The organism is Stenotrophomonas sp. LM091 (assembly GCF_001806305.1).
GTDB lineage: Bacteria > Pseudomonadota > Gammaproteobacteria > Xanthomonadales > Xanthomonadaceae > Stenotrophomonas > Stenotrophomonas bentonitica_A.
This window is the reverse complement of the sequence record NZ_CP017483.1, coordinates 867306-882010: the sequence shown is the minus strand read 5'-3', so window position 1 is coordinate 882010 and position 14705 is coordinate 867306. Positions and strand designations below refer to the sequence as shown.

General features: G+C 65.3%; 14 protein-coding genes. 6 read left to right on the top strand and 8 right to left on the bottom strand.

Translation table 11 applies throughout. The annotated features are described in order from the left end of the window. Positions 1-16 precede the first annotated feature (16 nt). Positions 17-859: an iron-sulfur cluster carrier protein ApbC gene (gene apbC, locus BIZ42_RS03965; protein WP_102788256.1), complete on the top strand. Its 843-nt coding sequence runs from the start codon at positions 17-19 to the stop codon at positions 857-859. Between the two features lie 75 nt (positions 860-934). Here the strand turns inward: apbC and BIZ42_RS03960 are convergent, their stop codons facing one another. Beyond that, positions 935-3976, bottom strand: coding sequence for a TonB-dependent receptor (locus BIZ42_RS03960; RefSeq protein WP_070425607.1), 3042 nt, complete (start codon positions 3974-3976; stop codon positions 935-937). 272 nt (positions 3977-4248) lie between these two features. Here BIZ42_RS03960 and dcd point away from each other — a divergent pair, with 272 nt between their 5' ends. Then, positions 4249-4821 carry a dCTP deaminase gene (gene dcd / locus BIZ42_RS03955; protein ID WP_019182646.1) on the top strand — a complete coding sequence of 191 codons (573 nt, stop codon included), beginning with the start codon at positions 4249-4251 and terminating at the stop codon, positions 4819-4821. 242 nt (positions 4822-5063) lie between these two features. Here the strand turns inward: dcd and BIZ42_RS19680 are convergent, their stop codons facing one another. From BIZ42_RS19680 to BIZ42_RS03945, 3 genes are read right to left on the bottom strand one after another with little or no spacing between them, the layout of a single operon-like run. Then, positions 5064-5228 (bottom strand): DUF5668 domain-containing protein, encoded by a 165-nt coding sequence (locus BIZ42_RS19680; RefSeq protein ID WP_167390309.1) that lies wholly within the window; start codon positions 5226-5228, stop codon positions 5064-5066. A 15-nt stretch (positions 5229-5243) separates the two neighbouring features. Further along, on the bottom strand, positions 5244-5666 hold the full coding sequence (locus tag BIZ42_RS03950; RefSeq protein ID WP_019182648.1) for an HIT family protein: 423 nt from the start codon (positions 5664-5666) through the stop codon (positions 5244-5246). Then, positions 5663-6340, bottom strand: a complete 678-nt coding sequence (locus tag BIZ42_RS03945) for a dienelactone hydrolase family protein (RefSeq protein WP_070425606.1) — start codon at positions 6338-6340, stop codon at positions 5663-5665. Before BIZ42_RS03945 ends, BIZ42_RS03950 begins: the two co-directional genes overlap by 4 nt. Before the next feature lie 203 nt (positions 6341-6543). Here BIZ42_RS03945 and rimO point away from each other — a divergent pair, with 203 nt between their 5' ends. Both rimO and BIZ42_RS03935 read left to right on the top strand, forming a co-directional pair. Continuing rightward, positions 6544-7908 (top strand): 30S ribosomal protein S12 methylthiotransferase RimO, encoded by a 1365-nt coding sequence (rimO, locus tag BIZ42_RS03940; RefSeq protein ID WP_070425605.1) that lies wholly within the window; start codon positions 6544-6546, stop codon positions 7906-7908. Then, positions 7908-8738, top strand: a complete 831-nt coding sequence (locus tag BIZ42_RS03935) for a DUF3025 domain-containing protein (RefSeq protein ID WP_156785799.1) — start codon at positions 7908-7910, stop codon at positions 8736-8738. The genes rimO and BIZ42_RS03935 overlap by 1 nt, the downstream gene beginning before the upstream one ends. Positions 8739-8812: 74 nt before the next feature. On the opposite strand, the gene greB is transcribed toward BIZ42_RS03935, so the two are convergent. Beyond that, on the bottom strand, positions 8813-9316 hold the full coding sequence (gene greB, locus BIZ42_RS03930; RefSeq protein WP_019182651.1) for a transcription elongation factor GreB: 504 nt from the start codon (positions 9314-9316) through the stop codon (positions 8813-8815). A gap of 55 nt (positions 9317-9371) precedes the next feature. Then, complete coding sequence (locus tag BIZ42_RS03925; RefSeq protein WP_070425603.1) at positions 9372-10877, bottom strand: helicase HerA-like domain-containing protein; 1506 nt, start codon at positions 10875-10877, stop codon at positions 9372-9374. Positions 10878-10998: 121 nt separating this feature from the next. On the opposite strand from BIZ42_RS03925, the gene BIZ42_RS03920 reads away from it, so the two are divergent. Beyond that, a complete protein-coding gene (locus BIZ42_RS03920; protein ID WP_070425602.1) occupies positions 10999-12603 on the top strand; it encodes a transglycosylase SLT domain-containing protein in 1605 nt (534 codons plus the stop codon). 114 nt (positions 12604-12717) lie between these two features. Then, on the top strand, positions 12718-13059 hold the full coding sequence (locus BIZ42_RS03915) for a ribonuclease E inhibitor RraB (protein WP_070425601.1): 342 nt from the start codon (positions 12718-12720) through the stop codon (positions 13057-13059). 99 nt (positions 13060-13158) lie between these two features. Here the strand turns inward: BIZ42_RS03915 and asd are convergent, their stop codons facing one another. Both asd and BIZ42_RS03905 read right to left on the bottom strand, forming a co-directional pair. Then, complete coding sequence (gene asd, locus BIZ42_RS03910; protein ID WP_046273246.1) at positions 13159-14001, bottom strand: archaetidylserine decarboxylase; 843 nt, start codon at positions 13999-14001, stop codon at positions 13159-13161. Next, positions 13998-14648, bottom strand: coding sequence for an SCO family protein (locus tag BIZ42_RS03905; protein WP_019182656.1), 651 nt, complete (start codon positions 14646-14648; stop codon positions 13998-14000). The genes asd and BIZ42_RS03905 overlap by 4 nt, the downstream gene beginning before the upstream one ends. Positions 14649-14705: the final 57 nt, after the last annotated feature.

Here is a 14705-nt window from a genome sequence, read left to right as displayed (position 1 = left end):
AGTGAGTGCCAGCCAAGTGCGTCGTCCCCACGCCAGCCAAGTGCAGAAGGGGTTGTCGCCGCATCCGCGCGTGCGCAACGTGATCGCAGTGGGGTCGGGCAAGGGCGGGGTCGGCAAGTCCACCACCGCGGTCAACCTGGCTGTCGCACTTGCCGCGCTCGGCGCGCGCGTGGGCCTGCTGGATGCCGATATCTACGGCCCCAGCGTGCCCGCCATGCTCGGTCTGAGTGGCCGTCCGGAAAGCCCTGACAACAAGTCGATCGAGCCGATGCGCGCGTTCGGGGTGGAGACCATGTCGATCGGTTACCTGATCGAGGACGAGACGCCGATGATCTGGCGCGGGCCGATGGCCACCTCGGCGATGACGCAGTTCTTCAATGACACGCTGTGGGACGACCTGGATTACCTGCTGATCGATCTGCCGCCGGGCACCGGCGACATCCAGCTCACCCTGACCCAGAAGATTCCGCTGGCCGGTGCGGTGATCGTCACCACGCCGCAGGACATCGCCACGCTGGACGCGAAAAAGGCGCTGAAGATGTTCGAGAAGGTGGAGGTGCCGGTGCTGGGCATCGTCGAGAACATGGCCGTGCATACCTGCAGCAACTGCGGCCAGGTCGAGCATCTGTTCGGCGAGGGCGGTGGCGAGCGCATGGCCGCCCAGTACGGGGTGCCGCTGCTGGGGTCGCTGCCGCTGGAGATCGGCATCCGTGAACAGGGCGATGCCGGTACGCCGATCACTGCTGCCGCGCCGGCGTCTTCTGCGGCCCAGGCCTACCTGCGCGCGGCCGAGCGGTTGATCGAGGAAGTGGCCAAGCGGCCGCGGGCAGCCATCCCGATCCTGTCCTCGTTGCTGTAAGGCTTTTGTTCCCTGCAGAAAAAACCGCCGGCATGAGGCCGGCGGTCAAGAGAGAAAGCAACGCGGGTTTTCGGCTTACCAGTCGTACTGCACCTGGAACCGGACATAGCGCGGATCGTTGAAGTACTTCGGCGTGTTGTAGTTGTAGAAGGTCCGGATGGTCGGTGCCGAGCTCGGGCGGCCGTACTTGGTTTCGTACACCTGGACCGGCTTGATGTTGTTGAAGGCGTTGATCACCGAGACCTGCATGCTCAGCCCTTCCAGCCAGTTCGGCGTGTAGGTGATGTTCGGGCTGACCGTGAACTGCCACGGCGTGCGGCCAGCGCTGCCCACCTTGGAGATCTCGTCGGTACCCTGTTCGCAGGTGTGGAACACGCCGGTATAACCGTACTCGGTGTCGAAGCTGCCCCAGCCGCCGCCGAGGCAGCTTTTCGGTGCGCCGGACTGGGCCAGCACGTTGACGCCGACCGACCACTCGTCGGTGAACTTGAAGCCGCCGAAGAGCTTGAAGCTGTGGCGGTGGTCGTTGAACAGGTAGCCATCAGCGCCGTACATGATCTCGGCAAAGTCGAAGTCCGAGGTCGTGCCGGTGTCATCCTGGCCGTTGGTGCTCTTGACCAGACCTTCGTAGTTGCCCTCCAGCTTGGACCAGGTGTAGGAGAGGCTGGCGTACCAGCGCTCGGTCTGCTTGTCCGCGCTCAGGGTGACGGCCTTGTAGGTGCGCTTGGCCTTCGGCCCCAGTGTGTCGCCCGGCACGTTGATCTCTTCCACCGTGCCATCGCCGTCGACATCCAGGGTGACGTTCAGGTCGCTGCCGGGGTTGTAGATCCAGCAGCCGGGCAGGCCTTCCGGCACGGTCCACGGGTCGGACCAGTTGGACAGGTCATAGCCGGCAGCGACTGCAGCGTTGTAGAGCGAGCGGGAGTCGCAGGTGTCATCGATCGCATTGTTGATACGACGGTAGGTGGCCTTGATGCCCACGGTCCAGTCATTGAAGAAATCGATCGACGAATTGATCTGCTGCTGGTAGCCCAGGATGACTTCGTCCTGGGTGTACGGCTTCAGGCCCCGCGACGCGACTGCGCGCGGATCAGGCGTAGCACCGCTTTCGCCGTTGATCACTGCGTCATACGCACCGTCCTCGAAGCTGCCGGTGACGATCGGCGAGCCGTTCGGATTGATGCCGCTGTAGGTGAAATACTCGTCCAGATAGTACGAGGCACTGGCTGCGCGCAGCGCGACGTTGGCGGCGATCGGCAGCGAGTACCGGCCAACCGAGGCGAACAGCTTGCTGCGACCGTCGCCCAGGATATCCCAGGAGAAGCCTGCACGCGGCTGCCAGATGTCATCCTGCTTGACGAAGGAGATGCCGTCCGAGTTCTTGTTGTCGAACGAGTCATTGCGGATGCCCGCATACAGCATGAAGTTCGGGGTGATCTGCCAGTTGTCCTGCAGGTACCACGACTGCTGCTTGATTTCGATGGAACCGCCGTTGCGGAAGTTCACCCGCTCGGCATAGTCATCTTCCAGGTACCACAAGGCCCCGCCGGAGTAGGACGTGCCCTGCACGGAGGTCCATTTCTCGTCGCTGTAGCCGAAGCCAATCTTGTGGTCGCCCAGCTGCCAGTCGAGATCCAGGCGGGTGCCTTTGCGCTCGTTGCGGCCGCCGAAGATGCCGACGGTGCTGGCCACGGCGCAGCCAATCTGCCGGCCGGTTCCGCCGGTCTCGGACCGGTAGTCCAGAACGTAGGGGCAGCTGCCCTGCGGGCTGTTGATGTCGCCGTCGTAGGTGCTCATCACACCGTCGGGGCTGATCGTGTGCTCCGAGCTGCGGTTGCGCATCTGGCCGTACTGCAGCGATGCAGTCAGGTTGTCGGTCAGGTAGCTGGTCCACTTGAAGACGTCGGTCTGGCCGCCGGACTTGCCGATCAGCGCGCCGAGGGCGCTGGTCTTGGCCGGTTCGCCACCACTGCTGGGATCATCATAGGCAGCGTTGTAGTAGTCGTAATTGTAGCGGCGGCTGTTGTCGAAACCGGTGTACTCGAGGTGGTTGCTGTCGTTGAGGTACCAGTCCAGCTTCAACAGCCAGTACGGGGTCTTGGACTCATAGTCGTAGGCCGACGTGGACAATGCGGTAGCGGAGGGCGGACGGCCATTGGTGGTGTACTGCGAGCCGCGGTTGCCGTAATTGCCGGTCTTGGAGTTGCTGAACTGGCCCATCGCAAACACGAACAGCTTGTCTTCGATCAGCGGGCCGCCGGCCCAGACGCTGTAGACGTTGGAGCTGCTGCTGTTGCGATCATAGGAACGGAAGAGCGAGCCATCGTCGTAGTACGTATCGGGCGCGCTCTCGCGCAGCGAATCCGGGGCGCCGGTCCAGCTGAAGCCACCCTTCCATTCGTTGGTGCCGCGCTTGACGTTGACGCTGGTCACGCCGCCGGTGGAGAAGCCGTACTGCGCGCCGTAACCGCCGGTCTGCACGTCCAGCTGGTCGATGGCCTGGTAGGGGATCTCGGAGAACGACAGGCTGTCGTACAGATTGGTGACGTTGAAGCCGTTGACGTAGTAGCTGTTCTCTGCGGCCGAGGCGCCGCCGAACGATGCCGGGCCGAAATATCCACTTGATGCAACGGTCCCGGGGGTGAGCAGCGAAACGCTCGTGATATCGCGTGCCACGGGGAGGGAATTGAGCTGGTCGGCGGTAAAGGTGGTGCGCGATTCCACGCTACCGAGATCGATGGCATTGGCCGCGCTGAGCGCGCGCACATTGACCGTGTCGAGGGAGGTGGCGCCGCTGGATGCCGAGGCGAAGCTGGCAGTGGTCGACTGGCCGGCGACGACATTGACGCGCGTGGTGTTCACCGCACTGCCGCCACTGAAGGTGGTGACCTCATAAGTGCCGATGGGCAACTGCGAGAAGCTGAAGCGGCCGTCGGTTCCGACGGTGACTTCGCGGGTGGCACCGGAGGCCAGGCTCTTGACCTGAACCTTCTCCGCCGTAGCGCTGCCGTTGATGTTGCCGGAGGTGCTTTGTGCGAAAGAGGTGCCGATGCATGCGCTCAACATCAAGGCGAGTGCGGTACGGGCGAACTTGCGTCCATGGATGGTGTGTTTCATCAGATTCCTTTGCGTGATGCTTTACGGTGACTGAATATCCCTACCTGAATCGAGCGTTCAGGCTTAATGAAACCATAATGAACAGTTCTTCGCGGCGCAACCATTCTGTAAAAATGAGATAATTAGAGGTTATATGTCTCACTTTAGAGCGAGAGTGGTTGGGCTGATTCGCGCCTTTCCCGGTCACGCTGAAGCGCGTAGGCGAGCATCACAGGTCGCTGTAGAATCGCTGGCCCGGGCGTCTGTCCAATTGTCCCCAGCCAGGATCGAACATGAGCATCAAGAGTGACCGCTGGATCCGTCAGATGGCCGAGCAGCACGGCATGATCGAGCCGTTCGAAGCTGGCCAGGTCAAGCAGGCCAACGGCCAGCGCATCGTCAGCTACGGCACCTCCAGCTACGGCTACGACGTCCGTTGCTCGCGCGAGTTCAAGGTGTTCACCAACATCAACTCCACCATCGTGGACCCGAAGCACTTCGACCCGGGCAGCTTCGTGGACATCGTGGGTGATGAGTGCATCATCCCGCCCAACAGCTTCGCGCTGGCGCGCACCGTGGAGTACTTCCGCATCCCGCGCGACACGCTCGTGGTGTGCCTGGGCAAAAGCACCTACGCGCGCTGCGGCATCATCGTCAACGTGACCCCGCTGGAGCCGGAGTGGGAAGGGCATGTGACCCTGGAATTCAGCAACACCACGCCGCTGCCGGCGCGCATCTATGCCAACGAAGGCGTGGCCCAGATGCTGTTCTTCCAGGCTGACAAGGACGATATCTGCGAGACGTCCTACAAGGACCGCGGTGGCAAGTACCAGGGCCAGACCGGCGTCACGCTGCCGCGGACCTGATGATCACGCCGGTGGCGCGGCGCACCTGATCGATCCCCGGGCGTGCTGCCGCGTCCGCGCCTGGTAGAGCCGACCGTTGGTCGGCTGCTTCTGCGGTTACCGTCACCCATCAAGGGGCGACCACAAAAAAAGCGCGGAGTACTCCGCGCTTTTTTTGTGGCTTGGTCCGACGTGCGGCGTGGTGATCAAAAGCAGCGGGCCCAAAAGCAGTGGGCCGAAAAGCAGCGGACCAACGGTCCGCTCTACTTGCGGCCGAACAGCAGGCCGATGCCAACCGCCACCAGCACGACCGGCCACCAGGTGAGGATCAGCTTTCCCATGTTCATGTTGGTCCAGCCCAGATTGCTGGCCAGCAGGAACAGGCCGACAAGGATCAGGACGATGGCGGCGACAAGGTTGGAACGCATCAGGGGCAGGGTCCGCTAGGGCTGGGGCGAATATCCTAGCCGTTCCTTCCAGAGTGCGACACGCTCGGCCAGCACCTCCGGGTCAAAACGGTGTGCCTGCCCCTGTCCCCAGACCGGGCCCGGCCATGCCGGATCGCCGACATGGCGCCCGATCACATGGAAATGCAGCTGGCGCACGATGTTGCCCAGCGAGCCGATGTTGATCTTCTCGACCCCATCGGTGCCCTTGAGCGCCTTGCACGCCCGGTTCAATTCGGTCCGCAGCTTGTCCTGCTGCTCGCCATCCAGGTCGATCCATTCGGTCACGCCACTCAGGCGTGGGACCAGGATCAGCCAGGGATACCTTTCATCGTTCATCAATCGCACTTGCGATAACGGCCCTTCTGCTACCAGTACGCTGTCGGTGGCCAGGCGTGAATCCAGTTCGAACTCGCTCATCCAAGATGCTCCGCAAAGAAGTCCAGGGTGCGTTCCAGCGCCAGGTGGGCGCTGTCTGGATCATACGCATGTCCGACGCTGCGGTTGAAGGCATGATCGGCCGGGTAGACGAACGTGGCCATCTGCGGCAGCTTCTCGCGGTGGGCCTTGATCGCTTCAGGCGGGATGCTCTTGTCCTGGGCGCCGAAGTGGAACATGACCGGCGCCTTGGGCGTTTCGTCCAGGTACTTCACATTGCGGGCGCCGTAATAGCTGACCGAGGGCAGGCCCAGGCGCAGCGCGGAGAGCAGGGCGATGCTGCCGCCCCAGCAGTAGCCCACCGTGCCGACCTTGCCAGCCGGTGCCAGCCGCGACGCGGCGGCCCGGACGATCTCCAGCGCTTTTTCCACTCCGAGTTCGTCCACCATCTGCAGGCCGGCGGCCACGCCTTCACTGTCATAAGGCAGTTCCGGCGGTTCGGTCCCGTCCGGGGCCGAATCGGCCAGGTCGAAGAACGAGGGGGCCAGCACCGCATAGCCCTTGGCGGCATAGTCGTCGGCCACCGCGCGGATGTGCGGGTTGGCGCCGAAAATCTCCTGGATCACCACCAGGCCCCCGCGCGGTTTGCCTGCCGGCGTTGCCTGCCAGGCGCGGACCGGTCCGTAATGCGTATCGAGCGTGATCCACTCACCCATGGTGCGAGACTCCGTTGGTTCAGGCATTCATTATCGGCCCCGCGCGGGTTAGCGTGATGTCAGCGGGCATGCGGTATCTGGCGGGATCGACCCGATCCGGTTCAGGGGCGCGGGCTGAACGCCGGTATACTTGCCGCCGTTTCCGGCCCCAGGTCCCCACGCCATTCCGGCATGGGCCCAGGCCCCCAGAGTCCTTGCGATCCATGTCCCAGCTGAACCCCAAAGTCGGCTTCGTCAGCCTTGGCTGCCCGAAGGCCCTTGTCGATTCCGAGCGCATCCTGACCCAGCTGCGGTCCGAGGGCTACGACATCGTTCCCTCTTATGACTCGGCCGATGTGGTGGTGGTCAACACCTGCGGCTTCATCGATTCGGCCGTGACCGAGTCGCTGGATGCGATCGGCGAGGCGATGAACGCCAACGGCAAGGTGATCGTCACCGGTTGCCTGGGCAAACGCCCGGAGCAGATCCGCGAGGCCTACCCGAACGTGCTGGCGGTGTCCGGTCCGCAGGACTACATGAGCGTGATGGAGGCCGTGCACGCCGCGCTGCCGCCCAAGCACGATCCCTTCGTGGATCTGGTGCCCGATTACGGCATCAAGCTGACCCCGCGCCATTACGCGTACCTGAAGATTTCCGAAGGCTGCAACCACAAGTGCAGCTTCTGCATCATCCCCTCGATGCGCGGCAAGCTGGTCTCGCGCCCGGTGGATGAGGTGCTGCGCGAAGCCGAGCGGCTGGTGCGTGGTGGCGTCAAGGAACTGCTGGTGGTGTCCCAGGACACCTCGGCCTATGGCGTGGACGTGAAGTACGCCGAGCGCATGTGGCGCGACAAGGCCTACCAGACCCGCCTGAAGGCGCTGTGCGAAGGCCTTTCCGAGCTGGATGCGTGGACCCGCATGCACTACGTCTACCCGTACCCGCACGTGGACGAGATCGTGCCGCTGATGGCCGAGAACCGGATCCTGCCGTACCTGGATATCCCGTTCCAGCATGCCAGCCCGCGCATCCTCAAGCTGATGAAGCGCCCGGGCGCGGTCGACAAGACGCTCGAGCGTGTGCAGCGCTGGCGCCAGCTCTGCCCGGACATCACGGTGCGCTCGACCTTCATCGTCGGCTTCCCCGGCGAGACCGATGCCGAGTTCGAGGAGCTGCTGAGCTTCCTGGACGAGGCGCAGCTGGACCGCGTCGGTGCGTTCGCTTACTCGCCGGTCACCGGCGCGACCGCCAACGATCTGCCCGGTGCGGTGCCCGAAGAAGTGAAGCAGGAGCGCCTGGCCCGCTTCATGGAGCGCCAGGCGGAGATTTCCGCCGCGCGCCTGGAAGCCAAGATCGGCACCGTGCAGCAGTGCCTGGTCGATGCCATCGAAGACGGCATCGCGGTGGCCCGTTCCAAGGCCGATGCGCCGGAGATCGACGGTCTGGTGCATATCCAGAACGCGGAAGAAGCCAGGCTGCGGGTGGGTCAGTTCGTCGATGTGGAGATCACCGAGAGCGACGACCACGATCTGTTCGGTGACGCGATCCTCGCCGCCGAAGCGCGCAAGCCGTTCGATCTGCACGTGCTGTGATCGTATCGGCGTCGGCTGCCGATACTGGCGGTCGACGCCGCTTCATCGCACCACCGCGCAACGCGGTGGATGCGGCCTGCTTCGCACAGCCGATCTATGCCGGGCTGCGCGAGTTCCAGGATCTGATGGGCGCACCCGACTGGCCCACCATCGCAGCACTTGATGCGCGCCTCGCGTTGCCAGACAAGCATCTGGCCGAGCAGGACGAGGCGTTGCTGGCCGACGGCCTGCACTATGAAACGCGCATCGCCGGGCGCGGCCGGATCGCCACGCGTGCGGACAACTGGCATGACCTGTTCAACGCCCTGATCTGGGCGCGTTACCCTGCCATCAAGCGCGCGCTCAACCAACAGCAATGCCGGCACATCGCGGCGATGGCGCCGGGGCAACGCAACCGTGCGCAGGCTGCACTGACCCAGTTCGACGAAACAGGCGTGATCGTGCGGGTGCGCGACCCTGCGCTGCTGGGCGCATGGGACCGGCACGACTGGCCGGCGCTGTTCGTGGACGGAGCAGGGCACTGGTGCAACGGTGATATCGCCGTCGCGGCGGTGATCGGGCATGCGCTGCTGGAGCAGGCCCTGCTGCCGGACCGCCTGCTGGTCGGGAAGTGCGTGCTGGTACAGGGCGATGACGATGCCAGTGCAGTCGCGGCGGTGGCGCAGGCCATCGCGGATGGTGGGCGGCTTGGTGATCCGCTGGAGCTGCGTCCGTTGCCGTTGGCGGGGATTCCCGGGTGGCACGCGCGGCAGGCGGCGGCCTTCTATGCGCGGGCCGACTACTTCCGCCCGTTGCGCCCGGGGCGCGTGTATCCCGCAGCGCTGGGGTGATTCGGCGGCTGCTCTAGCCCCGCTGGTTTCCGGCGCCACCTGTAGATCCACGCCACGCGTGGATGCACTTGCCGTCAGCCGGGATACGCCACCGACAGGATCGCAAACCCATGGCGGCCGCTGGGAAGTTCCACTTCGAACTCATCGTCCACGCGCTTCTTCAGCAATGCGCGGGCCAAGGGCGAATCGATGCTGATCCAGCCGGCACCGGCGTCGGTCTCGTCCGGACCAACGATGCGGTACACGTGGATATCGCCCGAGTCGACGTTCTCCAGCTCGACCGTCGCGCCGAAGAACACGGCGTTCGGATCGGTCGGCGCCGTATCGACGATGCGCAGCGCCTCCAGTCGCTTGGTCAGGTAACGCACGCGCCGGTCGATCTCGCCCAGCTGCTTCTTGCGGTAGGTGTACTCGGCATTCTCGGAACGGTCGCCTTCCGCGGCGGCTGCGGCCAGGGCCTTCACCACCTCCGGGCGCTTGTGCCGCCACAGTTCATCCAGTTCGGTCTTCAGCCGCTGATGGCCCTGTGCGGTGATCAGGGCCGTGCTTTTTTCCGCGGGGGGACGCCAACGCGACATCAGGTCTGCTTGTGCTCGTCAAAAGGTGCCGCGCCATGGGGCGCGACACGGAGTATCAGCGCTTTCCGCCGAAAATACCGCCCAGCAGGCCGCGCACGATCTGGTTGCCCAGCTTGGTGCCGACGGTACGGGTGGTCTGCTTGGCCATGGTTTCGATCATGCCCTGGCGGCGCTTGGTACCGAAGATCGCATCCTTGATGCTCTGCCCGAAGCCGCCCTCCTGCGCCTCATCCTGCTGGCGGGTGCGGGCCTTCGGCGCATCCGCCTGCTCGACCGTCTTCTGCGCGCGCTGCGCCAGCCGTTCCGCCGCCGAGTCGCGATTGATCGCGGTGTCGTAGCGGGTGCCGACCGGGCTGCCGGCGCGCACCTGCGCACGTTCGGCCTCGCTGATCGCGCCCATCCGGCAGCGCGGCGGTGCGATCTGGGTCTGCTGCACGGGGGAGGGGATGCCCTTGTCCTGCAGCGTGGAGACCAGCGCCTCGCCGGTACCCAGCTTGGCCAGCGTGGCAGCCACATCCAGTTTCGGATTGGGCACGAAGGTTTCGGCGGCGACCTTCACCGCCTTCTGGTCGCGCGGGGTGAACGCACGCAGCGCGTGCTGCACGCGGTTGCCGAGCTGGCCAAGAATGTTGGCCGGCACGTCATCGGGGAACTGCGAGCAGAAATACACGCCCACGCCCTTGGAGCGGATCAGCCGGACCACCTGCTCGATGCGCTGCGCCAACGCCGGCGGTGCGTCATCGAAGAGCAGATGCGCTTCGTCGAAGATGAAGACCAGCTTGGGCTTCTCCAGATCACCCACTTCCGGCAGTGTTTCGAACAGCTCGGAGAGCAGCCACAGCAGGAAGGTCGAGTACAGCCGCGGTTTCAGTACCAGCTGGTCGGCGGCGAGGATGCCGATCACGCCGCGGCCGTCGTGGTTGACGCGCATGATGTCGGCCAGCTCCAGCGCAGGCTCGCCGAAGAAGGCCTCGCCGCCGTCCTGCGACAGGCGCAGCAGCGAACGCTGGATGGCCGCCACCGTCTGCGCGCTGACCAGCCCGTATTCGGTGGAGATGTCCTTGCGCTCTTCGGCGACCAGGCCGAGCAGGGCGCGCAGGTCATCCAGGTCGAGCAGCAGCAGGCCGCGGTCGTCGGCGAGCTTGAACACGATGTCCAGCACGCCAGCCTGGGTGTCGTTGAGCTCCAGGATGCGGGCCAGCAGGGTCGGGCCCATCTCGCTCACCGTGGTGCGTACCGGGTGGCCGAGCTTGCCGTACAGATCCCAGAAAATGGTCGGGCTGGCGGCGGGCGCGTAGTCGGCCACGCCCAGGTCCTTCGCACGCTGCAGCAGCGCATCCGTCCCGGCACCGGCTACGGCGAGGCCGGACACGTCACCCTTCACATCCGCCAGGAACACCGGCACGCCGATCCGCGAGAAGCCTTCGGCCAGCGTCATCAGGGTGACGGTCTTGCCGGTACCGGTCGCGCCGGCCACCAGGCCGTGCCGGTTGCCCAGCCGCGGCAACAGAGTGACGGGGATATCGTCGGTGATGCCTTTGCCGAGCAGAATCGGATCCATGGTCAACTCGCAGTGTGAATAGGCGGGATTCTAAACGTCGGCACTGACCGGCCGGCAGACGGGTTGCCCCGATGCAAGCGGCACGGCTACTCTGCCCCATCGTTCGCACACAGTGCCAAAAATGCCCGTTCCTGTCTTGCTTGTCCGTGGTTGGCCGTTGCTGGCGGTCGCCGCGATGCTGTCGTTCGTCCCCGAGGCCCATGCCCAGCGCGTCTCCGCCCGCGACAAGGCCAAGGTGGAGGCGCTCGATCAGCGCATGACAGCCGCCGAGAAGCGCTACAACGCGGCGCTGGTGCTGGTGAACAATGCCGACCCGAAAGGCACCAGCGAGGCCGATGCCGCGCTGGAGGACATGGAGGATGTGATCAGCGCCTGCGTGGCCCAGAAGGGCTGCCAGGTCAGCAACCTGCTGCCGACCTACAAGCGCCTGCTCAAGAGCAACGCCGACAGCCAGCAGGACAGCGAGGACGGCACCGTCATCGCCGACGGCACCCTGCTGGAGGCCGACCCGGACCATGTCGGCCCGCTGGCTGCCGACGTGCCCGAAGCTGCCCGCGCCGCAGCGCTGCTCAATGACAAGCGCCACGCCTTCGACACCATGGTCGAGTACAACCCGGCCGTGCAGGCGGGCATCCGCCGCTGGCTGACCGACATGCGCCCGGCGCTGCTCACCAGCTACGAGAACTACCAGAACCTGCGGGCGGTGATGTGGCCGGAGTGGGAAAAGCGTGGCCTGCCCGAAGCATTGCTGTTCGGCATCATGGCCAAGGAATCCAACGGGCGGGTGCATGCGTCCTCGCGTGCGGGCGCGGCGGGGTTGATGCAGTTCATGCCGGCCACCGGCCGTCGTTTCGGCCTGGGCCCGGATGGCACCGGCTTCGACACCCGCTTCGATGCGCGCAGCGCGGCCGAGGCCAGCGCCACCTACCTCAACGAGCGCATGCGCGAGCTCAACAACAGCGTGGAGCTGTCGCTGGCCGGTTACAACGGCGGTGAGGGCCGTGCCATCCGGGTGTTCCGCCAGTATCCGGGCCAGAGCTTCTGGACCGACAGCGTCTACAACCAGTTCCCGGGCGAGACCAAGGACTACGTGCCGATGGTGATCGCCGCGGCCTGGATCTATCTGCACCCGCAGCAGTACGGCGTGGAGTTCCCGAAGATCAGCGCACAGCCGGCCACCATCCGCCTGGCCAAGTCGACCACGATCTATGAGCTGACCATCTGCCTGGGCAGCGCCGGCACCCGCGACGGCTACATGCGCGCGCTGCGCAACCTCAACCCGCGCTATGAGGCCGACGGCTGGATTCCGGCCGGCACCACGATCAACGCGACCACCCGCATCGCCGGGCTGTACAACCGCTTCTGTGTCAGCGGCCCGCGTGCCGATCTGGCCCGCACCCTGATCACCGCCGACCTCAATGCGGCGATCGTGCGTCCCACGGCCGTCAGCTACACCGGCAACGTGGCGGTGGGCAGCGTGGTCCCGGTCGCCCAGGCCCAGGCCATGCCGGCGGTGACCCCGGCTGCGCCCGTCGCCGTGCCGGTCGCCAAGCCGAAGGCCAAGCCGGCCCGCAGTTACAAGGTCGGCAAAGGCGAGACCCTTGGCAAGATCGCGGCCAGGTTCCAGTGCGACGTACCGACCCTGGCCCGGGCCAACGGCCTCAAGGCGCCGGCCTATTCGCTCAGGCAGGGCCAGAGCATCAAGCTGCAGGGCTGCGACAAGTAAGCCATAACCGGGTAGGCTCGCCGGCATCACGCCTGCGGCCGCCCGGCCCAGCACATCCATCGCAGCGTCGGCCACGGGTCGGTGCTCACCGCAACACGCAGACAGGACAGCAAGATGGATATCACCGCGATCAACGAGATGTTCGCCAACATCCGTGAAAACACCGATTGGGACCTCAACGGCCCGATGCTGTGGGGCTACTTCTTCGTCAACACCACCCCGGAGCCACTGCACGGCCTGGGCGAGAAGCTGGTCGAGATGGGGTACACCCTGGTGGAAGTGTTCGAGCCGGACCTGGAAGAGGGCGAGGCCCCGTACCACGTGCTGCACGTGGAGCGCGCCGAGGTCCACACCGAAGCCTCGCTGGATGCCCGCAACCACGAGCTGCAGGCGCTGGCCGAAGCGAACGGCGTGGAAGACTACGACGGCATGGACGTCGGCCCGGTCGAGGTCTGATCGAGCGGAACATCGCACACAAAAAAACGCCCCGGTTTCCCGGGGCGTTTTTTTATGGGCGTGAGCCCGGGTAGTGCCGGCCATGGGCCGGCACTACCGTCACTTCAGGGTGGCCAGCGCCTGCCCCAACTGCACCGCATGCTCGGCGTCCAGATGCGGCGCGAACTCGGCCACGCCCGGCGGCAGCAGCACGATCACGGTCGAGCCGTAATTGAAGCGCGCCATCTCCGCAAAGCGCTCCAGGGTGATGCCCTTGCCGCGGTAATCCTTGCGGGTGATGGTATCGCCGTAGGCCGGGATCTCCTCGCCGCCCCACACTGTCTCCACGCCGGAGACCAGCAGTGCGCCGACCATCACCGAGACCATCGGGCCGAAATCGGTATCGAAGTGACAGACCAGGCGCTCGTTGCGGGCGAACAGCCCGGGCACCTTGTTCACCGCCGCCGGCCCGACACTGAACAACCGACCCGGCACATGCACCGTCTCGCGCAGCGTGCCGGTCCACGGCATGTGCACGCGGTGGTAATCCTTCGGCGAGAGATACACCGTGGCGAACAGGCCGTGGTGGAAGACTTCCGCATCCTTGGCATCGCCCAGCAGTTCGGCGGCGGTGAAGGACTGCCCCTTGGCCTGGAAGATGCGCCCGTCCTCGATCGTGCCCAGCTGGCTGATCCGGCCGTCGGCCGGCATGACCAGCGTGCGCGGATCGGCATCGGCCACGCGCGCGCCCGGCTTCAACGCACGGGTGAAGAACTGATTGAAGGTGCGGTAGCTGCGCGGGTCCGGGTTGGCGGCTTCGGCCAGGTTCACGCCGAACTTGGCGGTCACGGTATCGATCAGCCAGCGCGAGATCCGCGGGTTGCTCGAGTACGCCAGTCTGCGTGCCATGGACGACAGCAGGCGGTGGGGCAGGGCGTAGCTCAGCGTGGTCATCAAACTCATGGGGCGGATTTCTCGGTCAGCAGTTGCAGGTCGCGGGCGATGGCCTGCGCTTGGAAAGGAGGGCGGATCAGGCCGGCCAGGCGGCCTTCCGGGTCCAGCACGGCCAGGCTGGCCGAGTGCTCGAGGGTGTAGTCCTCGGGGTTTTCATCGAAATGCTTGCCCGGCACCTTCTGGAACACGAAGCCCAGCGAGGTGGCGAAGCGCTCCAGCGAGGGCACATCCGCCGTGGCCGCCAGCGTGTCCTTGTGGAAGGCGTGGACGTACTCGCCCAGCCGCGCCGGGGTGTCGCGCTCGGGATCGACCGAAATGAAGACCAGCCGCGGGCGCAGTGTTTCAGGCAGGGCTTCCCACTGCTTCTGGGCCTGGGCCAGATCGGCCAGCGTGGTCGGGCAGACGTCCGGGCAGAAGGTGAAGCCGAGGAACACCAGGGTCCAATGGCCCTTCAGCTCGCCGGGGATCAGGCGGGTGCCGTCGGACTGGCCGAGGTTGAAATCGGGCAGCGGGCGCGGCTGCGGGTAGAACGTGATCGATTCCGTGGCGGGTCGTTCACCGCCCGGCTTGGGCGCGAAGACCTTCTGGGCCACGACCAGGCCCAGCCCAGCGGCCAGGGCGATCAGCAGGATGATGCCGACATTGCGATTGAACATAAGGGCCCCGTCCCGGAAGTGGCCACCATGATAGAGGGATGCGGGCGGTGGCGTCCC